General features: G+C 49.2%; 20 protein-coding genes and 1 pseudogene. 10 read left to right on the top strand and 11 right to left on the bottom strand.

Annotation, left to right across the window (positions count from 1 at the left end):
- Positions 1–159 precede the first annotated feature (159 nt).
- Entirely contained in the window at positions 160–624 is a 465-nt protein-coding gene (locus MON40_RS05345; protein WP_003755397.1) for a universal stress protein, read from the top strand.
- Between the two features lie 152 nt (positions 625–776).
- Here MON40_RS05345 and MON40_RS05340 read toward each other — a convergent pair whose 3' ends face one another.
- The 8 genes and pseudogenes from MON40_RS05340 to bfr (MON40_RS05305) form a co-directional block, all read right to left on the bottom strand.
- Positions 777–1,259: an acyl-CoA thioesterase gene (locus tag MON40_RS05340; protein WP_003755401.1), complete on the bottom strand. Its 483-nt coding sequence runs from the start codon at positions 1,257–1,259 to the stop codon at positions 777–779.
- A 129-nt stretch (positions 1,260–1,388) separates the two neighbouring features.
- Positions 1,389–2,459 (bottom strand): magnesium/cobalt transporter CorA, encoded by a 1,071-nt coding sequence (gene corA / locus MON40_RS05335; RefSeq protein ID WP_039862941.1) that lies wholly within the window; start codon positions 2,457–2,459, stop codon positions 1,389–1,391.
- A gap of 208 nt (positions 2,460–2,667) precedes the next feature.
- On the bottom strand, positions 2,668–3,618 hold the full coding sequence (gene trxB / locus MON40_RS05330) for a thioredoxin-disulfide reductase (protein WP_003778074.1): 951 nt from the start codon (positions 3,616–3,618) through the stop codon (positions 2,668–2,670).
- Between the two features lie 291 nt (positions 3,619–3,909).
- On the bottom strand, positions 3,910–4,464 hold the full coding sequence (locus MON40_RS05325; protein WP_003755407.1) for a hypothetical protein: 555 nt from the start codon (positions 4,462–4,464) through the stop codon (positions 3,910–3,912).
- Between the two features lie 125 nt (positions 4,465–4,589).
- Positions 4,590–5,093 (bottom strand): hypothetical protein, encoded by a 504-nt coding sequence (locus MON40_RS05320; RefSeq protein ID WP_003778070.1) that lies wholly within the window; start codon positions 5,091–5,093, stop codon positions 4,590–4,592.
- Positions 5,094–5,466: 373 nt separating this feature from the next.
- Positions 5,467–5,651 (bottom strand): annotated as a pseudogene (locus MON40_RS05315) (hypothetical protein); the annotation flags it as partial.
- 79 nt (positions 5,652–5,730) lie between these two features.
- Positions 5,731–6,204 (bottom strand): bacterioferritin, encoded by a 474-nt coding sequence (gene bfr / locus MON40_RS05310; protein WP_003755415.1) that lies wholly within the window; start codon positions 6,202–6,204, stop codon positions 5,731–5,733.
- A gap of 22 nt (positions 6,205–6,226) precedes the next feature.
- Positions 6,227–6,691, bottom strand: a complete 465-nt coding sequence (gene bfr, locus MON40_RS05305; RefSeq protein ID WP_003755417.1) for a bacterioferritin — start codon at positions 6,689–6,691, stop codon at positions 6,227–6,229.
- A 639-nt stretch (positions 6,692–7,330) separates the two neighbouring features.
- Between bfr (MON40_RS05305) and typA the strand changes: the two genes are divergently transcribed.
- Positions 7,331–9,142, top strand: coding sequence for a translational GTPase TypA (gene typA, locus MON40_RS05300; protein WP_003765802.1), 1,812 nt, complete (start codon positions 7,331–7,333; stop codon positions 9,140–9,142).
- Between the two features lie 326 nt (positions 9,143–9,468).
- Here typA and MON40_RS05295 read toward each other — a convergent pair whose 3' ends face one another.
- Positions 9,469–10,038: a hypothetical protein gene (locus tag MON40_RS05295; protein WP_003779379.1), complete on the bottom strand. Its 570-nt coding sequence runs from the start codon at positions 10,036–10,038 to the stop codon at positions 9,469–9,471.
- 118 nt (positions 10,039–10,156) lie between these two features.
- Entirely contained in the window at positions 10,157–11,584 is a 1,428-nt protein-coding gene (locus MON40_RS05290) for an acyl-CoA dehydrogenase family protein (protein ID WP_147611985.1), read from the bottom strand.
- A 188-nt stretch (positions 11,585–11,772) separates the two neighbouring features.
- On the opposite strand from MON40_RS05290, the gene MON40_RS05285 reads away from it, so the two are divergent.
- The gene (locus tag MON40_RS05285) at positions 11,773–12,465 is read left to right on the top strand and encodes a VIT1/CCC1 transporter family protein (RefSeq protein WP_003779375.1); all 693 of its coding nucleotides are present in this window, start codon (positions 11,773–11,775) and stop codon (positions 12,463–12,465) included.
- A 293-nt stretch (positions 12,466–12,758) separates the two neighbouring features.
- Here the strand turns inward: MON40_RS05285 and MON40_RS05275 are convergent, their stop codons facing one another.
- Complete coding sequence (locus MON40_RS05275) at positions 12,759–13,277, bottom strand: LIC11966 family surface protein (RefSeq protein ID WP_039863156.1); 519 nt, start codon at positions 13,275–13,277, stop codon at positions 12,759–12,761.
- A 297-nt stretch (positions 13,278–13,574) separates the two neighbouring features.
- Between MON40_RS05275 and MON40_RS05270 the strand changes: the two genes are divergently transcribed.
- From MON40_RS05270 to MON40_RS05240, 7 genes are all read left to right on the top strand, one after another.
- Positions 13,575–13,904 carry a DUF6984 family protein gene (locus MON40_RS05270; RefSeq protein ID WP_242926018.1) on the top strand — a complete coding sequence of 110 codons (330 nt, stop codon included), beginning with the start codon at positions 13,575–13,577 and terminating at the stop codon, positions 13,902–13,904.
- 198 nt (positions 13,905–14,102) lie between these two features.
- Complete coding sequence (gene mfd, locus MON40_RS05265; protein ID WP_003779363.1) at positions 14,103–17,786, top strand: transcription-repair coupling factor; 3,684 nt, start codon at positions 14,103–14,105, stop codon at positions 17,784–17,786.
- 194 nt (positions 17,787–17,980) lie between these two features.
- Complete coding sequence (locus MON40_RS05260; protein WP_003755442.1) at positions 17,981–18,550, top strand: hypothetical protein; 570 nt, start codon at positions 17,981–17,983, stop codon at positions 18,548–18,550.
- Between the two features lie 249 nt (positions 18,551–18,799).
- Positions 18,800–19,246, top strand: coding sequence for a hypothetical protein (locus MON40_RS05255; RefSeq protein WP_003755447.1), 447 nt, complete (start codon positions 18,800–18,802; stop codon positions 19,244–19,246).
- Between the two features lie 187 nt (positions 19,247–19,433).
- On the top strand, positions 19,434–20,009 hold the full coding sequence (locus tag MON40_RS05250; RefSeq protein WP_003755449.1) for a toxin-antitoxin system YwqK family antitoxin: 576 nt from the start codon (positions 19,434–19,436) through the stop codon (positions 20,007–20,009).
- 208 nt (positions 20,010–20,217) lie between these two features.
- Complete coding sequence (locus tag MON40_RS05245) at positions 20,218–20,505, top strand: hypothetical protein (protein WP_039863163.1); 288 nt, start codon at positions 20,218–20,220, stop codon at positions 20,503–20,505.
- A gap of 35 nt (positions 20,506–20,540) precedes the next feature.
- A complete protein-coding gene (locus MON40_RS05240; RefSeq protein WP_003755453.1) occupies positions 20,541–21,353 on the top strand; it encodes a hypothetical protein in 813 nt (270 codons plus the stop codon).
- The last annotated feature ends 13 nt before the right edge of the window (positions 21,354–21,366 follow it).

The raw sequence follows: 21,366 nt of genomic DNA, 5'->3' as shown, positions 1-21,366 counted from the left end.
AAATCAACGCAAAACGCTGCGGACGAATGCGACACATATTATACTGGAAAGCAGACGGGCTGTTGCAGCAGCCCGAAAGAGTCTATAATCGTTTCATATCGGACCCTTCCCAACCGCATGAAACAAAGTGCCGCCTGCGGCGCAAAAGGAGAATGAACTATGTACAAACATCTGGTTGTAGCCGTTGACGGCAGCGAAACTTCCCTCAACGCCCTGAAACACGCCGCCGAGTTGGCAAGCGTCAACAACGCCCGCCTGACTTTGGTACACGTCGCCAACCCCGCCGAATACATGGCGCTCGCCCCCGAATTCCTGCAACACGAAAGCTACGAGGCTGCCGCCGTCGCCCAAGGCAACGAAGTTTTGGACTTCGCTGAAAAAACCGCCCGCGAAAACGGCGTGGAAAACATTGTCAAACACCTGCTGGTCGCCAACAAAGGCGCACGCGAAATGGCGCAGGATTTGGTCGATTACGCCGATGAAAACGGCGCCGACCTGCTGGTACTCGGCACACACGGCCGAACCGGCCTGATGCACCTCCTGATGGGCAGCTTCGCCGAAACCGTTATGCGCCAAAGCCACCTGCCGCTTCTGATTATCCGCAGCAAAGCGGAAGAAGCGTAAGGGTTTGCCCTACTGAAGAAGGTCGTCTGAAACTGCTTCGACCGACGCAGTTTCGATAATGTCCTTATCCGTCAAATAAAAAGGTCGTCTGAAAACCTGAAACCTGGTTTTCAGACGACCTTTGTCTTGTAATCCGTTTTATCCGTCCGTTTTCAGCATCCGCAAGAAGCCTCGTCCGATGCCTGAAGACTCAAGGCTTTGCGTTTTTTGGCTTTTTCATAGCGGCAGCGTTGGCGTTCGGTGGTGATTTCCAACGGCGGGACGGGAACGGGTTTGCCGTCTTCAACCGCAACCATGGTGAAGTAGCAGCTGTTGGTATGACGCACTTCGCCGGTGCGGATGTTTTGCGCCTCGACGCGGATGCCGATTTCCATGGAGGTTCTGCCCGTGTAGTTGACGCTGGCGTAGAAGGTTACCAAGTCGCCGACGTGTATCGGCTCTTTAAACAGGACTTTATCGACAGACAGTGTAACGCAGTAGTTGCCGCTGTAACGGCTGGCGCAGGAATAAGCGACTTGGTCGAGCAGGCGCAAAAGTTCGCCGCCGTGGACGTTGCCGCTGAAATTGGCGGTGTCGGGCATCATCAGTTCGGACATGATGAGTTCGTGTGAAGGGAGTTGGCGGGTTTGGTCCATAGTGTTCCTCTTTTAAAAATGAATGTTTGTGTTAGATGGGCGGCCGTTCAGTGGTTGGGATGGTTTTCAGACGACCTTACTGATTGTATTTAATATATGAATATACGGAAATTGGATTTTTTTATGGGTTTATAACCATTTTCTGCGCGAGAAGAAAATCAGCAGCCCGACGATGATGCACAGCATCAAACCTAAAACGATAAAATAGCCGTAATGCCAATGCAGTTCGGGCATGTTGTCGAAGTTCATGCCGTAGATGCCGGTAATGACGGTCAGCGGCATAAAGATGATGGTGATGACGGTCAGGACGCGCATCTGCTGGTTCATGCGGTTGGACTGGAAGGAAAGGTAGATGTCCATCATGCTCAACACCATGTCGCGCGAGGCGTCGAGCGATTCGAGAAGCTGCATGTTGTGATCGTACACGTCGCGCAGATAGACGGTGGACTCGCCTTTGAAAATGGTGAAATCGACGCGCACGGCAAGTTGATAGAACACGTCGCGCAAGGGCAAAAGCGTGCGGCGCAAGCGGACCGCATCGCGCTTAAGGCGGTCGATTTTGCCGAGAATGTCGCTGTTTTCATCTTTAAACAGGGATTTGTCTATGGCCTCGACGCGGTTGTTGTACTCTTCCAAAACGATGAAATAGTCGTCCACGATGCGGTCGAGCAGGCAATAGGCGAGAAAGGCGGTGTTTTTACCGAGGATGCCGCGCGGGTTTTCGCTCATTTGGCGGCGCAGCTGGCTGAACAGCCCCAGCGGTTTTTGCTGGAACGACAACACGAAATCCTTGCCGATAATCAGATACACTTGGTCGGAATTCAGTTTGCCGGCGGCGGTGTAGTGGTAAACCTGCGCGGCGATAAACAGATAATTGCCATAGTCTTCGATTTTGGGGCGTTGTTTGCGGCTGAGGATGTCTTCGATGACCAGCTCGTGGATGCCGTAAGGTTCCAGCGTGTATTTGAGCAGCGTGGCGTCGTTGATGCCGACGAAATGCAGCCAGTTGGTCTGCCCCGCTTGCGGGCGGGCGATGTCGGGCAGTTTTTTACCCGCGAGATAATCGTGCTGGGCAAACGTATCGGCGGAATAAAGCGTCTGATGGATGGCGGAACGCGGCGCGTTGTCGGTATTGCTGCGCGGGACGGTTTGGTCTTGCGGGATTTCGGCTGGGTCTGCGCTGTTGGGCTGTTTGCTCATAAAATCGGATAAGGCAGGATGGATAATGTGTTTTTCTGTTGTATAGTGGATTAAAATAAAAATGAGACAAGGCGGCAACGCCCGCCGTGTACGGGTAGTACATAAGGGCGTTGGCAACGCCGTATCATTGCAATTTTAATCCACTATAAAAAAGGTCGTCTGAAAGGTTCAGACGACCTTTATGCTTGAGAAAACCGTTTCGGGTGTTTTACAACCCTTGGCGGTCGAGCCAGCGTTCGGCATCCAGTGCGGCTTGGCAACCGGAAGCCGCGCTGGTGATGGCTTGACGGTAGGTGTGGTCTTTGACGTCGCCTGCCGCCCATACGCCTTCGATATTGGTCGCGCCGACGTTGTCACCCGTACCGCCTTTGGTTTTCAGGTAGCCGGTTTCGTCCATATCGAGCTGGCCTTTGAAAATGTCGGTGTTTGGCTTATGGCCGATGGCGATGAAAACGCCTTTGACGGCGATGTCTTCGGTAGTGCCGTCATTGTGTTTCAGACGAGCACCGGTGACGCCGCCTTCGTCACCCAAGACTTCATCCAGATTGCTGTTGAGTTTGAGGATGATTTTGCCTTCTTCAACGCGCTGCATGAGTTTGTCCACCATGATTTTTTCGGCGCGGAAGCTGTCGCGGCGGTGGATCAGGGTAACGGTATTGGCGATGTTGGCGAGATAAAGGGCTTCCTCTACGGCGGTGTTGCCGCCGCCGACGACGGCCACGTCTTGCTGTTTATAGAAGAAACCGTCGCAGGTCGCGCAGGCGGATACGCCTTTGCCGGCAAAGGTTTCTTCGCTGGGCAGCCCCAGATATTTGGCGGATGCGCCGGTAGCGACAATCAGGGCGTCGCAGGTGTATTCATCCATATCACCTTTGAGGGTGAAGGGGCGGTTTTGCAAATCGACGGTGTGGATTTGGTCGAAAATCATTTCGGTGCCGAAGCGTTCGGCATGGGCTTGGAAACGCGCCATCAGTTCCGGGCCTTGTACGCCTTCGGCGTCGGCGGGCCAGTTGTCGACTTCGGTGGTGGTCATCAGTTGTCCGCCCTGTTCGACGCCGGTTATGATGACGGGCTTGAGGTTGGCGCGGGCGGCATAGACGGCGGCGGTGTAGCCGGCAGGACCTGAGCCGAGGATGATGAGTTTGTGATGGTTGCTCATGATGTTTTCCTTACTGAGAGATTGAGTGTGTTTCAGACGAGGTAGATTTTACTTGAAACTCAGGTCGTCTGAAAATGCAGATGCAACCGCACTCCCCTTTTCTTTTGATAAATATAGTGGATTAACTAAAGGCATCTTGCATTTTACGGCGATGCATAAACAAAGGTCGTCTGAATTTTCAGACGACCTTCATCTGCTTTAATCGGCAAATCAGCGAACTCTGTTATGCTGTCTTTCTCTGATCAGCACTCTTTGCCGAATCGGAAACCCGTTTAAAACAATCAAATGGCTTTAGCGGCGGCGGCCAAAACCGCGACTCATTGGGCGGCGATAATTGGACGGCTGCTGGGTTGTTTGACGGTAACGTTGCTGTTGCGCCGCCTGTTGTTGCGCAGGCAGACTACGGGTATTGAGTTGCTGGCTGGTACGGCTGTTGGGACGGGCCGTTTGATAATAATGGGCGCGTGCGCGCTGGGCAATCGGGCTGTTTTGATTACGCGCTTGTGTGAATTTGTTTGCCAGCGCGTTACCGATGAATGCGCCTGCCGCCGTACCGACCAAGCTTTGCAGCAGCCAGCTGCCAGTGGATTGGTCATAAATATATTGTTGTCCGTCTGTTCCGGTCACAGGCTGACCATTGTTGCCGTTGGCTTGTGCTTCGGCAGGAATGGTATCTTTCACACCTTCCGGCGTGAGTTGGTAAATCGTATTGTCTTGTTGTTGGGCAAGTTGCTGCTGAAGCGCTTCGATTTGTTTTTGCTGCTGCTCAAGCTGGGCTTGGGTATTGTCTTTGCAGGCAGCGAGAGCAAGTGAGGAAAGTGCGGCTAAGGCAATGAGTTTTTTCATTTTTTTATCCTTTTTGAAGTGGTATTGTCTAAGCCGAGCGTTATCGGCAAACTGCGCGTCAATATACTGCGCCTTGCCGTGGAATATGGTGCAAATTTGATTTTTATCAAGTGCGTCAATATGGTTTACAAAGGCAGGCGGGGAAGTTTGGCTGCGAAAGCAAGGCTGTTGGCAATCAGGCTGCCATGATTTTCCATTTCATGTTCGGTTTCGACAATCAGCAAGTTGTCAGGACGGCGGGCATGCAGGCTCATATGCATTTGGGCGGGGGTAAATGGGAGATGGTGGCGTTTGGCAAACGCTTGGGCGCGTTGGTTGGCGGTTTTCAGCATGGGCAACAATGTGATATCCAGATGGAAACGGTGTACACCCAATACCAAGATGCGTGCGGCAAAAAAATCGGCTTCCTCCGTAAAGACAGCAGGGCTGTCTGCTTCAAAATCGTGCCTTTCACCTGCAATCAAAGTGGCAACCATACGGATTTGCGGAATCAATGCCTCGCTGATCAGCGTATCTGCACTGCCCGGTAAGGCTTGGGAAGCTGTTGTGTGATGGCTGTTGCCGTCAACAATCATTTGGCAGCGGTGTAAAGGAAGGTTTTTTGTTTGGGCGTTTATGGACGGTGTCATGGCTGTAATCCTGATTCAGTTGTGTTTTATTTCATATTTCAATTGATGCGGCCATGTATAGGTAACAAAAAAGCCGCTCAAATGAGGCGGCTCTGATTTGCGTATCCCTATCTCTAATCTGTGTCAGACAAGCGCAAAAAAGTACCGCACGTTTGTGTGGTACCAATAGAAGAAAGCAGATGAATGATGCGCTGTTTGCATGACAGAATACATAAATAATGGAATAGGTAACGTGTGCAGTTTAAAACAAAAATTCTAAATATTTCAAGAGCAGCAAGGGAAATAATACAAAAATATTTATAACTTATTATTATTCATATGATTTTATTTCAGTTTAAAACCACATATTCCGCATATTCACTTCTTAACAAAGCAGGGAACCGTCTCTTTTACTGACAAAGTATAGTGGATTAAATTTAAACCAGTACGGCGTTGCCTCGTCTTAGCTCAAAGAGAACGATTCTCTAAGGTGCTGAAGCACCAAGTGAATCGGTTCCGTACTATCTGTACTGTCTGCGGCTTTGTCGCCTTGTCCTGATTTAAATTTAATCCACTATATTAAAAGAAAAACGGCATATCCGAAAGGATATGCCGTTTATGGGTGCAGGGACTGCTATATTTGGCAGTGGTTTGTGTTTTAGTCCTCTTGCGCCGCTGTTTGCAGGTAGTTCGGCAAACCGACTTTGCCGATCAGCTCCTGCTGGGTTTCAAGCCAGTCGATGTGTTCTTCGTTGATATCTTTTTGTTTTTCCAACAAATCACGGCTGACGTAGTCTTGCTGTTGTTCCGCGATGGCGATGGCAGCGATGAGGGCATCGTGTTTTTCCTGTTCTTTTGTCAAATCGCAGGACAGGATTTCCTCGGTTGATTCGCCGATCAGCAGTTTGCCCAATTCTTGCAGGTTAGGCAGACCCTCCAAGAACAAAATACGCTCGATTAAATCGTCTGCGGATTTCATTTCGCGGATGGACTGTTTGAAGAAATGTTCGCCCAATTCTTCAAAGCCCCAGTTTTTCAAAATGCGGGCATGCAGGAAGTATTGGTTGATGGTAACCAAGAGCAAGCCCAAGTTTTTGTTCAGCTCGCGGATAACTAAGCGATCGCCTTTCATTTTCAGCTCCTTATACGCTTAATTACAGTTGGCTTTGGTAGTAATTACCTTCGCCGACGAGTTCGATCAGACGCAGTTGTTGTTCCAGCCAGTGGGCGTGATCTTCTTCAGTGTCTTTCAACTGGGCAATCATCAAATCACGGGTAACGTAGTCTTGTGCTTCTTCGCACAGTTTGATGCCTTTTTTCAACGCATCGCGTACTTCGTATTCGGTGTTCAAATCCGCTTTCAGGCAGGAAATCACGTCGGTACCGATGTTCAGTTCGGCACGGGTCATTTTAGGCGTACCGCCCAGCATCAGGATACGGCGGATGAAGTCTTCGGCGTGGGTTGTTTCTTCTTCCATCTCATGATTCAGACGTTCAAACAGTTTGTTGTAGCCCCATTCGGAGTACAGGCGTGAGTGGATGAAGTATTGATCGCGTGCAGCCAACTCGCCGGACAACAGTTCGTTCATATAATCGATAACAGCTTGATTGCCTTGCATAATTCTTTCTCTTTCTTTGAAATTGTAAAGTGTCTGTAAAAAACATTGCGTGTTGTTTCTTGATGGCTGAATTGTATGAAAAAGCCTGACGCTTGACAAATTTTCTATTTAAAATACAAACAATTATCAAAAAAAACAGAAGCCTTAAAAGGTCGTCTGAAAATTCAACACCTTGTTTTATATAGATATTTGTTGCCATTGGTATTAAGAATCCATTTCAACATTCAAAAACATTTACACTCTTTAACCATAAATAAAAGCAAATAAATTACAAAACCCAATCAAATTTTATTATTAATTATTCTCAAATGCTTTTCTTTTATAGTGGATTAAATTTAAATCAGGACAAGGCGACGAAGCCGCAGACAGTACAGATAGTATGGAACCGATTCACTTGGTGCTTCAGCACCTTAGAGAATCGTTCTCTTTGAGCTAAGGCGAGGTAACGCCGTCCTGGTTTAAAGTTAATCCACTATATCGTCAAACTGTGCCGCAGTACGCATATAGTGAATGACGGTTGAACCAGGACAAACGTCGTACCGATTCAAATTTAATCTACTCCCCCTCCGTCCGATAAGATGAACCGTGATATAATTGCAAGTTACTTTTTGATAAAAATCATTTGAAATACATATCACCATGAAACAAATTCGCAACATTGCCATCATCGCCCACGTCGACCACGGCAAAACCACATTAGTTGACCAACTGCTGCGCCAATCCGGTACATTCCGCGCCAACCAGCAGGTTGACGAACGCGTGATGGACAGCAACGACCTTGAAAAAGAACGCGGCATTACCATCCTCGCCAAAAACACCGCCATCGATTACGAAGGCTACCACATCAACATCGTCGACACTCCGGGACACGCCGACTTCGGCGGCGAGGTGGAGCGCGTTTTGGGTATGGTGGACTGCGTCGTATTGTTGGTAGATGCGCAGGAAGGCCCGATGCCGCAAACCCGTTTCGTTACCAAAAAAGCCTTGGCTTTGGGGCTGAAACCGATCGTCGTCATCAATAAAATCGACAAACCGTCTGCCCGTCCGAGCTGGGTCATCGACCAAACTTTCGAACTCTTCGACAACTTGGGCGCAACCGACGAGCAATTGGACTTCCCGATTGTCTACGCTTCCGGCCTGTCCGGTTTCGCCAAACTGGAAGAAACCGACGAGAGCAACGACATGCGTCCGCTGTTCGACACCATCTTAAAACACACGCCTGCACCGAGCGGCAGTGCGGATGAAACGCTACAACTGCAAATTTCCCAACTCGACTACGACAACTATACCGGCCGCCTCGGCATCGGCCGTATCCTGAACGGACGTATCAAACCCGGTCAAGTCGTTGCCGTCATGAACCACGACCAGCAAATCGCCCAAGGCCGCATCAACCAGCTTTTGGGTTTCAAAGGCTTGGAACGCGTACCGCTTGAAGAAGCCGAAGCCGGCGACATCGTGATTATTTCCGGTATCGAAGACATCGGTATCGGCGTAACCATTACCGACAAAGACAACCCCAAAGGTTTGCCGATGTTGAGCGTGGATGAACCGACGCTGACGATGGACTTTATGGTGAACACCAGCCCGCTGGCGGGTACCGAAGGCAAATTCGTGACCAGCCGCCAAATCCGCGACCGCCTGCAAAAAGAGTTGCTGACCAACGTTGCCCTGCGCGTGGAAGACACCGCCGATGCCGACGTGTTCCGCGTATCCGGACGTGGCGAACTGCACCTGACCATTTTGCTGGAAAACATGCGCCGCGAAGGCTTTGAACTGGCAGTCGGCAAGCCGCGCGTCGTGTACCGCGACATCGACGGTCAAAAATGCGAACCTTACGAAAACCTGACCGTGGACGTGCCCGACGAAAACCAAGGCGCGGTAATGGAAGAACTCGGCCGCCGCCGCGGCGAACTGACCAATATGGAAAGCGACGGCAACGGTCGTACCCGCCTCGAATACCATATTCCCGCGCGCGGTTTAATCGGTTTCCAAGGCGAATTCATGACCCTGACGCGCGGTGTCGGCTTGATGAGCCACGTATTCGACGACTACGCGCCCGTGAAACCCGATATGCCCGGCCGCCACAACGGCGTACTGATTTCCCAAGAGCAAGGCGAAGCCGTCGCTTATGCCTTGTGGAATCTGGAAGACCGCGGCCGTATGTTCGTGTCGCCCAACGATAAAATCTACGAAGGCATGATTATCGGCATCCACAGCCGCGACAATGATTTGGTGGTCAACCCGCTCAAAGGTAAAAAACTCACCAATATCCGCGCCAGCGGCACTGACGAAGCCGTGCGTCTGACTACCCCGATCAAGCTGACGCTGGAAGGCGCGGTCGAGTTTATCGACGATGACGAACTCGTTGAAATCACGCCGCAGTCCATCCGTCTGCGCAAGCGTTACCTGAGCGAACTGGAACGCCGCCGCCACTTTAAAAAGCTGGATTGATTCCACTAGGCTGTTGATGAAATGAAAAAAGGTCGTCTGAAATTTTCAGACGACCTTTTTATTGTTCGCTATTTGTTCCCGTACAAAATTGCCGTTTATAGTGGATTAAATTTAAACCAGTACGGCGTTGCCTCGCCTTAGCTCAAAGAGAACGATTCTCTAAGGTGCTGAAGCACCAAGTGAATCGGTTCCGTACTATCTGTACTGTCTGCGGCTTCGTCGCCTTGTCCTGATTTAGTTAATCCACTATAAAAAACAGTCGGGTTTGATTTTCAGCCGCTCAAAGTCAGAAACACCTTTCAGTCAACCTGAATCAGTTGCGGCGGCTATTTGTTTTCGCCGTATTTACCACGCAGATTTCGGATTTCTTCTTTCAACCATTCATCCCAATCGGGGCGTAAACAGCGGAGCTCTTTGTTCCAATACAGACAGTCCCAAGCCATGCTGCGCGAGGCTTCGGTATCGCGCTCGAACATTCGGGCGACAAAAGGTTCGAGCGTTTGCGCGCTTTTGAACATACCGCCGTATTCTCCGTAAGTGCGGCAGGTTTCGGGATGGAGCATTTCCATCAGCGTTTCGATTTCGCCCTGCAACGCAAGCCATGAACCGTTTGACTCGTCCAACCCAAGCACATCGCGCAGCCAATGTCTGATGTTTTCCAAACCTTGAAAACGCGGGTCATACCACAGCAGGCGCAGGGCGGCAAGCTGACTTTCGGCTTCCGTCCGACCTTGCGGGTTTTCATGATCAAAAAGGGAAACGAGTTCGTACAACGCACGATTGCGCTGCTTTTCCGGCAGCGCAAGTAAGATGTCGCAGACTTGTTCGGGAGTCTGCCAAAGAGGAAGTTTGGAGAGGGTCATGGGCTCGGAGGTCGTCTGAAAGTCAATGAACATGACTAAAGCACTTGATTCATTTGATTTTCGCAATGAAATCGCTTTTGAATCGAAAGCATAAAAATCCGCCCAAGGTCGTCTGAAAACCGATTTCAGACGACCTCTCTGCCTTAAACCATCAACCGCAATATCGGCAGTCCAATATGTCTTTGCGGATGTCGTTCAACAGGAAGGCTGCGGTGTCTTCGTGTTCCGCCTGTACGAAGACAAATAGTCGGGCGATGATTTTGCCGATGAAGACTTTTTGCAAGGCGCAGGCGTCGGTCAGGGTGCGTTCCTGCAGGAAGCTGCGGATGTCTTCGGGTAAAGTGTAGTCGCGCGCAACGGCGGCAAAGCGGGCGTCGGTTTGCAGGCGGTCGAGCAGGGTTTGGTTTTTGTCCAACTTAATGCCTGCTTCTTTTTCTTCGGCGGTGGCGCGGACGAACTGGTCGTAAATTTCGGCATAAAGCATATCGTTCGGACCTTCGAAGATGGTGAAGGGGCGGATGTCGATAGCGATATTGCTGGCGGTGTGTCCGCGTTCAAACCCCTTCGCGCCCAAGAGTTTTTGCAACATTTGCGCGGCGGCGTAAGTGTACTCCGTGGCGAGGGTTTTGATGATGTTTGCCTCCATCAGTTGATGGGCGACGGGGGCAACGGGCGAAACGCAATGGCAGACGTAGCGGTAAAGAATCTCGGAAACCTGATGGCGGCGTTGGATTTCGCGGCGTTCGTAATCGACGAATTTGATGTCGTGGCGAACATATCGGTTCAGGTTGTCAATGATGTATTCCATGATGCCGTGCGTCATGCCGATCAGTTGCAGGCGGCTGCGGATAAAGATGTTTTGGAACGCGCGCAAACCGGCGGCATCGCTCTGCGAGAGTTTCATGACGGCGGCAGCGGGCATTTCGGCATCAATGCGGTTGACGGCGTAACGGACGGCGCGCAGGCCTTCGGATGCGAGGGCTTCGTAGCGGATGTATTGCTTGGGAACGAGCAGCAGGTTGATGACTTTGGAGAGTTTGCCGTTTTTGCGCTCTTTGGCGGCAACGAGGAGAAAGTCGCTTTGCGAGTTGCCCTGCCAATATTTCGCGGCGTTGACGTAAATCGTTTGTTCGTCGATGTATTCGTAGTAGGACTGCATTTCGCGGGCAATCGCCGCGCCGGAGGTTTCGGGTTCGGTAATACCCAAACCACCACCCTCGCCTTTGAAAACCATGTCCAAACCTTGCGCGACTTGCGCTTCGTCGCCAAACTCTTGCAGAGGCTGCAACACCAGCGCACCTTCGATGCCGGTACGCAGGGTAACGGGCACGCCGTAATGCCCCGCAATCCGCAGGACTTCTTGGATTTCAAACTGGCTGCCCTTGCGGCCGCCATGTTTTTTGTCGAGGAAGGGCAACAGCAAACCCGCCTGCTTCAAGGCAAGCCATTTGTCTTCGGGCAGGTATTGCATGAGATTGAGGTCGTCTGAAAAAATGCGGCGGAATGCGGATTCGATATGCTTTAAAAAAGCAGCCGTGTCCATAGTTGACGGCTGCGCGCTTGATTCGGTGTGTGTCATCATGATTCTCGGTTAATCGGCAGTTATTAGAGTTTAGAGCTAAATTTCTAGGATTTATACCACAAACCCGTTTAAGCGACAATGATTATCAAGTGTGGACGGATTTTCAGCGTGCAAACGCATGATTACGCTGCCCCGATAAACCGATACGGTGCTACCATAGCGCAAAACACCGCCGGAACACTGCCATGTATTCACAACACAGCGAACGCCATTTCAGCAACCGCAACAACTGGCTGCGCGCGAGCGTATTGGGCGCGAACGACGGCCTGATTTCCACCGCCTCACTGCTGACCGGCGTCGCGGCTGCCGCCCCCGATTTCCAAACCCTGCTGCTGACGGGCGTTTCCGCCCTGATCGGCGGCGCGGTCTCGATGGCGGCGGGTGAATATGTTTCCGTATCCAGCCAGTCGGACACGGAAAAAGCCGATTTGCACAAAGAACGCCACGAATTGGAAGCCAATCCCGATGCCGAACTGGCAGAACTGACCGAAATTTACCGCCGCCGCGGTTTGTCCGACGCACTTGCCGCCGAAGTCGCGCAAGCATTGATGGAACACGACGCGCTCTCCGCCCATGCCCGCGACGAAATCGGCATCACCGAAACCTCCGCCGCCAAGCCCATGCAGGCCGCGCTTGCCTCCGCCGGTTCGTTCTGCGCCGGCGCGATACTGCCGCTGCTGATCGCGCTGACCGCTCCCGCCGCCCTGATCCCTACGCTGGCGGCAACCACTTTGTTCGGACTCGCCGCACTGGGCTACGCCTCCGCCAAACTCGGCGGCGCACCTGTCGCCCCCGCCGTCTTGCGCGTGTGCCTGTGGGGCGTGGCGGCATTGGCGGTTACGGGTATAATCGGCAAACTGGCGGGTGTAGCAGTTTGAATGGAGGTCGTCTGAAAACTTGTAGCGAAACCCGTCATACCGGTTTTCAGACGACCTTTTTGATAATCAGCGGTTCTCTATATTTTTATAGAAAACGGCTGATGAAAAAAATCCTCTAAATTCTGTCGTAAGGAATTTAGAGGATTTTTGGTTTTAAGATAGCGTTTTATAGTGGATTAACTTTAAACCAGTACGGCGTTGCCTCGCCTTGCCGTACTATCTGTACTGTCTGCGGCTTCGTCGCCTTGTCCTGATTTAAATTTAATCCACTATACAAAATTCGCCTATACGGTTTATTCGTCTTCGAATTTTTCCAAAAACTCGTCGCTCACTTCATTGAACTTATCGGTACTGTCCAAGATTTTCTCGTTGTTCTCGTCCAATTGCTCTTCATCTTCTTCCGAACCGTGTTTGCCGGAAGCGCGGATTTGGATTAGCTTTTTATAGCCGTCTTCCATCAAATCGCTAAAGAAATGCAGATGATTTTTCAAAGCATTCAACAGGGAAGCATCGCCTTTGTATGCACCCAATTTATCGGCTTGTGCGATGTAATTGGGAATCGCGGCTATCCACTGCACACGGACTTTTTCGGCTTGGGCGTAATCGCGTTTGTCCATTGCCTGGTTCATGTCTTCCATATGGTAGAGCATAAAATTGGCAATACACATCAACTCATTGTTGTACTCTACTGCGTTATCGTAGCTGCCTTTGGCGTAATACACGCCCTCTTCCTCATTCCAGCCGCCGCGTTTTGACGAAGACGATGCGCCGCCAGTCGCGCCAAACAGTTTTTTAATGAATTCCAAAATCATAATTTTGCTGCCTTTCTCATAAGTAAAGTACACAGACGGGGAAAAGTATAACGCAAATCTGAAATGCCTGCTGCCTGCACTTCTGCTGCGGCATACCCTTCCCCTCCGTTTTCAGACGACCTCGTTCCCAAAATAGGAACGTTTTATACCTTATCACAAACCCTTACATGTCGTCTGAAAAAGCAGCCGCTGTCTTTGCCGGCTTGCATCCGCTAGAATGACTTCCTGCCGCCAAAGGTCGTCTGAAAACATCCGGACGAACCATCCCTTTTTCAGCAGATACATGGAGTTGAACCATTGAACAAACGCCCGATGACGGCAGACGAAACCGATTTGTTGAATCTTCTTCTGTCCAACAAAAAACCTCAATATGCCCGATTGGAAACCCGTTTTTCCAACAGCGTCACCACGCTCGACGACGGCGCGATGGGCAGTTTTCTGTTTTCCAGCGATACAAACCAAACGCGCCCGCTAAAAATCATCCCAATCGCCGAATACCTGTTTCACGATAAAGACGGCATTCCGGTTTTGGCAACCCTATATTCTTACAGCGACGGTCAACTGTATGAACTGGATATTTGGAAAGCGGACTTCAGCCCGTTATTGGCTTATCCGGACAAACCGTAATATTCAGTCTATCCATTTCAATCGGTTTTTACGGACAAACATTTTCAGACGACCCTCTGGCACACAAAGGCCGTCTGAAAACCAACCAAACCATCCTATCCCTTATACCCGCTTTTAATCTGCTAAAATCCCGCTTTTACAACCTACCACGGCGGCCCGAAAAATTTTCCGGCTGCCGCAAGCCATTGTCCCTACGCCATGACCTACCCTATCCCCAAACCCCGTGAAAAATCCCGTTGGCTCAATCTTTCGCAAGGCTCGCTGCCGCTGGCTTTGGCGCGTTATCTGCCGCATAAGCGGCTCAAAGTCGTGCTGACCCAAGATGCGGAACAGGCGTTGCGCCTTCAGACGGCATGGCGGTTTTTCCGTCCGCACGATACGGCGGTGTTCCTGCCGGACTGGGAAACGCTGCCTTATGAGCGTTTTTCGCCGCATCAGGATTTGGTGTCGGAGCGGCTGTCGGCGTTGTGGCAGATTAAGAGTGGCGCGGCGGACGTGTTGTTCGTACCGGTTGCCACGGCGATGCAGAAGCTGCCGCCCGTGCCGTTTTTGGCGGGGCGCACGTTTTGGCTGAAAACGGGGCAGACTTTGGATATAGGTCGTCTGAAAACCGATTTGGTGGACGCGGGCTACAACCATGTTTCCCATGTTGTCGCGGCGGGCGAATTTGCCGTGCGCGGCGGTATTGTCGATTTGTTCCCGATGGGCAGCGAGATGCCGTACCGCATCGATTTGTTCGACGATGAAATCGACAGCATCAAAACCTTTGACACGGACACGCAGCGCACCATCTCCCCCGTTTCCGAAATCCGCCTGCTGCCGGCGCACGAGTTCCCCACCGACAGCGAGGCGCAAAAAATCTTCCGCAGCCGCTTCCGCGAGGAAGTCGATGGCAATCCGAACGATGCCGCTGTGTACAAAGCCGTCAGCAACGGCCACTTCGGCGCGGGCGTGGAATACTACCTGCCGCTGTTTTTTGAAAACGAGCTGGAAACGCTGTTTGACTATATCGGCGAAGATGCGCTGTTTGTCTCATTGGGCGACGTTCACGCTGAGGCAAACCGCTTTTGGAGCGACGTCAAATCGCGTTACGCCATGGCGCAGGGCGATGAAACCTATCCGCCTTTGCTTCCACAGCATTTGTATCTCTCTGCCGATGTGTTCGCAGGTCGTCTGAAAAACTACGGACAAGTGCTGCCCGATGTTTCCGGCAAGGAACACACCCTGCCCGACCTTGCCGTCAACCGCCAATCCGACGAGCCGTTGCAGGCATTGAAGGATTTTCAGACGACCTTTGACGGGCGGATTTTGCTGTGCGCCGAAAGTTTGGGACGGCGCGAAACCATGCTCGGCTTCTTGCAGCAAAACGGCTTGAAAGCCAAAAGCGTGTCCGACTGGCAGGGCTTTTTATCGGCACACGAGCCGCTGATGATTACGGTCGCGCCGTTGGCATACGGGTTCAAACTGGGCGAGTCACAATCTCCGAGCCAACAACAACCTACTCTCGCCTCCGAGGGAGAAGGCAAAGCGGTTGCCGACCAAACCGAATTTTCCACAACCGCAACAAACCCTCTCCCTAGCCCTCTCCCTCAGGAGAGGGAACAAAGTGCCGCCGCCGTTTCAGACGACCTGAAAACTAAAAGCAGCCTGCACCTCATCGCAAGTGATCTGCACGGGCAAATCCAACAGCAACCTACCCCCTCCCCCGTGGGGGAGAGTTGGGGAGAGGGCAAAGCAGTTGCCGCTCAAGGTGCCATCGCCGTCATCACCGAATCCGAGCTCTACCAATACGTCGCCCGTTCGCGCGTTCACAACCGCCGCAAGAAACACGCCGCCGTTTCAGACGGCCTGTTGCGCGATCTTGCCGAAATCAACATCGGCGACCCCGTCGTGCACGAAGAACACGGCATCGGGCGGTATATGGGCTTGGTAACGATGGATTTGGGCGGCGAAACCAACGAAATGATGTTGCTCGAATACGCGGGCGAAGCGCAGCTTTATGTACCTGTTTCTCAACTGCATTTAATCAGCCGTTACTCCGGTCAGGCGCATGAAAACGTCGCTCTGCACAAGCTCGGCAGCGGCGCATGGAACAAGGCGAAGCGCAAAGCCGCCGAAAAAGCGCGCGATACCGCCGCCGAATTGCTCAATCTCTACGCCCAACGCGCCGCCCAATCGGGACACAAGTTTGAAATCAACGAGTTGGACTATCAGGCGTTTGCCGACGGCTTCGGCTACGAAGAAACCGAAGACCAGGCCGCCGCCATCGCCGCCGTGATTAAAGATTTGACGCAGGCGAAGCCGATGGACCGCCTTGTGTGCGGTGATGTCGGTTTCGGCAAAACCGAAGTCGCCCTGCGCGCCGCGTTTGTGGCAGTGATGGGCGGCAAACAGGTTGCCGTACTCGCCCCGACCACGCTTCTGGTCGAGCAGCACGCGCAAAATTTCGCAGACCGCTTCGCCGATTTCCCCGTGAAAGTCGCCAGCCTTTCGCGTTTCAACAACAGCAAAGCCACCAAAGCCGCGCTCGAAGGCATGGCGGACGGCACGGTCGATATCGTTATCGGCACGCACAAATTGGTGCAGGACGACATCAAATTCAAAAACTTAGGATTGGTCATCATCGACGAAGAACACCGCTTCGGCGTGCGCCAGAAAGAGCAGCTCAAACGCCTGCGCGCCAATGTCGACATCCTCACCATGACCGCCACGCCGATTCCGCGCACCCTCAGCATGGCACTCGAAGGCCTGCGCGACTTTTCGCTGATTACCACCGCGCCCAGCCGCCGCCTCGCCGTCAAAACCTTTGTCAAACCGTTCAGCGAAGGCAGCGTGCGCGAAGCCGTGTTGCGCGAACTCAAACGCGGCGGGCAAGTGTTTTTCCTGCATAATGAAGTGGATACCATCGAAAACATGCGCGAGCGGCTGGAAGCTCTGCTGCCAGAAGCCCGCATCGGCGTGGCGCACGGACAACTGCGCGAGCGCGAGCTGGAGCAAGTCATGCGCGACTTTTTGCAGCAAAGATTCAACGTGTTGCTCTGTTCCACCATCATTGAAACCGGCATCGACATCCCCAACGCCAACACCATCATCATCAACCGCGCCGACAAATTCGGATTGGCGCAACTGCACCAACTTCGCGGGCGCGTCGGCCGCAGCCACCACCAAGCCTACGCCTACCTGCTCACACCCGAATACATCACCAAAGACGCAGAAAAACGCCTCGATGCCATCGCGGCGGCAGACGAACTCGGCGCAGGTTTCACCCTCGCCATGCAGGATTTGGAAATCCGCGGCGCAGGCGAAATCCTCGGCGAAGGACAATCCGGCGAAATGATGCAGGTCGGCTTCACGCTCTACACCGAAATGCTCAAACAAGCCGTGCGCGACCTCAAAAAAGGCCGCCAGCCCGACCTCGACGCACCGCTGGGCATCACCACCGAAATCAAACTGCACAGCCCCGCCCTGCTGCCCGAAAGCTACTGCCCCGACATCCACGAACGGCTCGTCCTCTATAAACGCCTCGCCGTCTGCGAAACCGTACAGCAAATCAACGCCATACACGAAGAACTCGTCGACCGCTTCGGCCTGCCCGAACAACCCGTCAAAACCCTCATCGAAAGCCACCACCTGCGGCTCGCCGCAAAAGAATTGGGCATAGACGCCATCGACGCGACCAGCGAAGCCGTCACCGTTACCTTCGGCAAACACCACCAAATCGATCCGACAGAAATCATCCTGCTGATTCAGACGGATAAAAAATATCGGCTGGCTGGAGCGGATAAGTTGAAGTTTACGGCTCAGATGGAGGATGTGGAAATGAGAATTAAGACGGTAAAGAGTGTGTTGAAGACTTTGAAAGAAAGGGTGCTGAAAGAATAGAGAGAAATAAAGAAAAAGGTCGTCTGAAACTGTTTCAGACGACCCATATATTACAAACCTGTTATATACAAAATGACGGTTTTAGGGATCTAACCTACAATTATCGATGTAAAGTAAGTGAATGATTCAATAGCAAAATATATAACTAACAGAGAATATACTATAAGAAAACAGTACAACCATAAGTTAATATTATGAATGCTTTGGAATATATCGACTCCCCTTTAGACTCAATATCAACTAACAATCCTTATGTAATAACTGAGGTAATCGAATTGACTGAGGAGAATCGAACAAAATTAATCCTTATAGATTATCTTCTAAATAATTTATTAAATTTAAATAATTACCCATATCTTTTAGGATATAACTTATATTTAAAAGCTAATCTATCAGAAGATAAAAATAGAATTTCCCTTTTAGAACAAGCAAAAATTCCCTTTAAAAAGGCTACTTCTGATTCTGAAAATGCTATGTTTGCCAAAGCCTACCTAGCACATATTTATTATGACTTAAAGGAATTTAATCATTGCCTTGATATGATAGAGCAAATTCCGGATAATTACTTTTCAAAACTATCCAGCCATCAAAATTGGCGAGACTTAAAAATCCAAGAGTTAAAAATATGTTGCCTAATCAAATTAAAAATATTTTCTGATTTTGAATTTATTCTACATAGTTATTTGCTAAAAATTTCACGTTCAAGTGAACATGATATACCCGTACCAATAGAACTTTCCAATATAATGAAAAATATTAAATAACCCAAAATTAATGTCTTACATTATTATTTATAAACTATCACGTTTCTTAAAAATTGGTGCTCATCCATCTAACCCACAAGGGTATTAAGATACAGATTAAGGTTATAAAGAGATTATTGAAGACTTTGAAAGAAAGAGTGATAGCAAATTAGAGGATATTGAAGAAAAGGTCGTCTGAAATTTTTCAGACGACCTTTAATAACTATTTTGCTTACTCTAAATATTTAATACCTTATATAGGACACTAATATGGGTAAATTTCATACCCCTCTGGGCAAATTGACCTTTATTACTGAAGAAACAACAAACACATCTTTTCTTCAAGGTATATTTAATGAAATGTCTTTCTCTATTCAAGTTAGTCAACCATTTGATTTGGAGGAAATAGATTTTAACTTTATTCAAAGTAAAATGAATAACTTTCCTCAGATCAAAGCAAAAACTGAACTATTCTTAAGAAATATTTTATATACCCAACCCAAACAACTTGGATTTAATCATTACAAAGATAAATTAGACGAAACCAAAGAATTGATTTCTTTTCCGGAGTTTATGTTTCATGAAAAAACAAAAGATTGGGATATCGTATTTAGAGAAAGTCAGCTCCCTATTGCCGAGCCATACGGCATTTTAATCAACTACCACGATGATGATGTTGTTGGATTTGAGGATCTCTCAGATTCGGAAGAGTTATAAGAGTGTAGTACGCATGCAGGCTAATTTAGAGTTTTCATATGACTTGCTATAAACTATTCTATTAACTTCAAATCCAATATACTCAAATCATTATTTGTTGGCATGGTAAGCGTAGGTTAGGTTGGTAAACCCAACAACAACCTGAATGTTGGGTCACGACCCAACCTACATCTGCTAAGGAATTTATATGAAAATATCTGTTTTGAAAAAAATATCCGTTGCACTATCCATACTGGCGGCATTGCCGTTTCAGGCGGCATGGGCGGATTCGGCGGCCAATGCGCGCGCGGACCGTCAGGAACAGAACCGGATAGCGCATTGCCTGCAGATGTACGGCAATATGAACTGCGTGCCGGAGGGCAGCTTTGTTTCACCGCAGCAAAGACAGCTGGAAATGCAAATACAGCGCGGCCGCGAGGCAGAAGAACGGTTGAGGCAGCGGCGTTGGCAAAACAGCGGAACAGCAGACGGACAGGGTGGCACAATGCGCAGAGAAAACCATGCGGACGGCGGCTATACGGTGTACCACTATACCGACGGCAGTCAGCGCGTGTTGGAAACCGTGATGCCGTATGACGAAAACGATAAAGTCCACGGCGTGGTCAAAGGCTATTATCCCAACGGCAAATTGAAATACACGCTGCCGCACCGCCACGGCGTGTATTTCGGCGAGGCACGCGAATACGATAAAAACGGCCGCCTGCGTCTGATTAAGCGTTATGACGACAAGGGCGAGCGCGTTTATCTGCGGGAATATCCGTAAGAATAGTAAGCGTAGGTTGGGTTGGCAAACCCAACAACAACCTGAATGTTGGGTCACGACCCAACCTACATCTGCTGATCCAACAGCTTGCTATAAACCATGAAACTTGGTTCCTTCAATTTTAAATCCTATCGAGTTAATACTAAAAATGAATCTTAAAAAATATCTGATTACTTTACTCTTTATATTCTTTATACCGCAAAATACTATGGCTGATTCTTTTGAAATTTACAGATATTCGGGTAAAAAACTATCGATAGAAAAAGAATACTCCCAGCCTCTATTCCTCTCCATGAAAGAGATAGAGGCTAAAGGATTAAACATCTCCGACTACAATATATCATGTAGCACTTACATTGATAAAACAGAAAACAAATATTATGTTTTTACCTACTCTCCCCAAGTATTAAATCCTCATCATAGAGGTGGACATGGAATTATTGAAGTCCACATAAACGCTAAAACTCATGAAATCAAATCACATTTTTCAAGATAGCCTCCTGCATTAGAAACAAGACAAGGTAAACTATTATGAAAAATAGAGATTCTCTGAGTTTTGATGCTTATTTGGCATGTAAAGATTTATCATCTACTGAATTACTCAATATCCTGTTGAATTCTAATACTCAAACTCAATACGAAGCAGCTAGAAGATTGCAATTTTTCCAGTATCGTGAAATCAAAGACATCATTAAAAATGTTCTCTTAACAAGCCAGTATAGTCGGCATAGGGAACTTGCTGTTTTTATTCTCGGACAAATTCAAAATAAGCTTGATAAATCTGAACTTGAAGAGGTTTTATCTCTTTTAATTGATTTTATAAACAACGATAAAAGCATTAAGGTAAAATCCTCAGCGATATCTTCTTTAGGGCATTTGTTTCACAATTATGATTTAGGAGAGGAAGAATTCTGCGTAATAGAAGAAAAAATTAAATTAATTTGGCAAATATATAGATATTCTATTGTTATTGCTACTGCGTTCAGCTCTGCATTTTTTCCCAAAAGGGATTATATTGAAGAATATCTAATAAAAAATTTAAATAGCAGACACCCCAAAGTTATCTCTTGGATTGTGTATGCATTAAAAGAAAAAATCTATCACTCGAAATCGATTGAAACTTTGCTATTGAACAGATTAGACCATTCTCGCGTAGAATCATATATTTATATTGAGATAGCTGCCTATTTAATTTCAATCAACTGTGAACAAATTATTCCATATATTGAAGATATGGTATTAACACAAAACAAAATTGATGATGAAATTTATATAGCACTTAAAAATAATTCATCAAAAAGTTTTTCATCCATAAGAAAAATAATGTTGGGGAAATTTCAATAAATTATTGGTATAC

This window comes from Neisseria macacae ATCC 33926, assembly GCF_022749495.1.
Taxonomy (GTDB): Bacteria; Pseudomonadota; Gammaproteobacteria; order Burkholderiales; family Neisseriaceae; genus Neisseria; species Neisseria macacae.
The sequence above is the reverse complement of the archived record's forward strand: the minus strand, read 5'-3'. Positions and strand labels throughout refer to the sequence as shown.

What these genes read in the sequence shown, in the direction of transcription:
- MON40_RS05250 (WP_003755449.1), top strand. Translation starts at nt 19,434, where the DNA reads ATGAAAATATCTGTTTTGAAAAAAATATCCGTTGCACTATCCATACTG.
- MON40_RS05275 (WP_039863156.1), bottom strand. Translation starts at nt 13,277, where the DNA reads ATGATTTTGGAATTCATTAAAAAACTGTTTGGCGCGACTGGCGGCGCA.
- MON40_RS05245 (WP_039863163.1), top strand. Translation starts at nt 20,218, where the DNA reads ATGGCTGATTCTTTTGAAATTTACAGATATTCGGGTAAAAAACTATCG.
- mfd (WP_003779363.1), top strand. Translation starts at nt 14,103, where the DNA reads ATGACCTACCCTATCCCCAAACCCCGTGAAAAATCCCGTTGGCTCAAT.
- MON40_RS05255 (WP_003755447.1), top strand. Translation starts at nt 18,800, where the DNA reads ATGGGTAAATTTCATACCCCTCTGGGCAAATTGACCTTTATTACTGAA.
- bfr (WP_003755417.1), bottom strand. Translation starts at nt 6,691, where the DNA reads ATGCAAGGCAATCAAGCTGTTATCGATTATATGAACGAACTGTTGTCC.
- MON40_RS05325 (WP_003755407.1), bottom strand. Translation starts at nt 4,464, where the DNA reads ATGAAAAAACTCATTGCCTTAGCCGCACTTTCCTCACTTGCTCTCGCT.
- MON40_RS05345 (WP_003755397.1), top strand. Translation starts at nt 160, where the DNA reads ATGTACAAACATCTGGTTGTAGCCGTTGACGGCAGCGAAACTTCCCTC.
- MON40_RS05340 (WP_003755401.1), bottom strand. Translation starts at nt 1,259, where the DNA reads ATGGACCAAACCCGCCAACTCCCTTCACACGAACTCATCATGTCCGAA.
- MON40_RS05320 (WP_003778070.1), bottom strand. Translation starts at nt 5,093, where the DNA reads ATGACACCGTCCATAAACGCCCAAACAAAAAACCTTCCTTTACACCGC.
- MON40_RS05295 (WP_003779379.1), bottom strand. Translation starts at nt 10,038, where the DNA reads ATGTTCATTGACTTTCAGACGACCTCCGAGCCCATGACCCTCTCCAAA.
- typA (WP_003765802.1), top strand. Translation starts at nt 7,331, where the DNA reads ATGAAACAAATTCGCAACATTGCCATCATCGCCCACGTCGACCACGGC.
- bfr (WP_003755415.1), bottom strand. Translation starts at nt 6,204, where the DNA reads ATGAAAGGCGATCGCTTAGTTATCCGCGAGCTGAACAAAAACTTGGGC.
- corA (WP_039862941.1), bottom strand. Translation starts at nt 2,459, where the DNA reads ATGAGCAAACAGCCCAACAGCGCAGACCCAGCCGAAATCCCGCAAGAC.
- MON40_RS05285 (WP_003779375.1), top strand. Translation starts at nt 11,773, where the DNA reads ATGTATTCACAACACAGCGAACGCCATTTCAGCAACCGCAACAACTGG.
- MON40_RS05240 (WP_003755453.1), top strand. Translation starts at nt 20,541, where the DNA reads ATGAAAAATAGAGATTCTCTGAGTTTTGATGCTTATTTGGCATGTAAA.
- MON40_RS05260 (WP_003755442.1), top strand. Translation starts at nt 17,981, where the DNA reads ATGAATGCTTTGGAATATATCGACTCCCCTTTAGACTCAATATCAACT.
- trxB (WP_003778074.1), bottom strand. Translation starts at nt 3,618, where the DNA reads ATGAGCAACCATCACAAACTCATCATCCTCGGCTCAGGTCCTGCCGGC.
- MON40_RS05290 (WP_147611985.1), bottom strand. Translation starts at nt 11,584, where the DNA reads ATGACACACACCGAATCAAGCGCGCAGCCGTCAACTATGGACACGGCT.